Annotated in this window: 1 protein-coding gene; it reads right to left on the reverse strand. The window is 74.6% G+C overall.

Annotation, left to right across the window (positions count from 1 at the left end; all coding sequences use genetic code 11):
• Positions 1-293, reverse strand: a 293-nt coding sequence (locus DRV84_RS16115) for an MOSC N-terminal beta barrel domain-containing protein (RefSeq protein WP_239995108.1), incomplete at its 3' end; no start/stop codon positions are given.
• Positions 294-327 lie beyond the last annotated feature (34 nt).

Below are 327 nucleotides of genomic sequence, written 5' to 3' on the forward strand. Positions count from 1 at the left end.
TCCGTATCGGGGCGAAAGGTCAGCGCCGGGCGGTCCGGGTGGCGCAGCGTGACGGTCTCGGTCGCCTCGTCGAGCGCGGCCTCGATCGCCATCAGCGCGGGCGCCTTGGCGCCGCGGGTGAATTCTGCGCAGGGCGCCCAGGCGCTGCCGTCCGTGCGCGCCGCCTCGTGCGCCACCGCCCAGGCGCGATCCCAGGGCAGGGTCGCCCCGGCCTCGAGCCTCACCCGGTCCAGCGCCTCGCGGCCGTGGGCCTTGATCGGATGGCGCCAGATCTCGGTGAGCCGGGCGGTCATTTGCTCTCGGTCTTGGCCTTGCGCCGGAAGCTCG

It is taken from the genome of Rhodosalinus sediminis (assembly GCF_003385555.1).
GTDB classification, from domain to species: domain Bacteria; phylum Pseudomonadota; class Alphaproteobacteria; order Rhodobacterales; family Rhodobacteraceae; genus Rhodosalinus; species Rhodosalinus sediminis.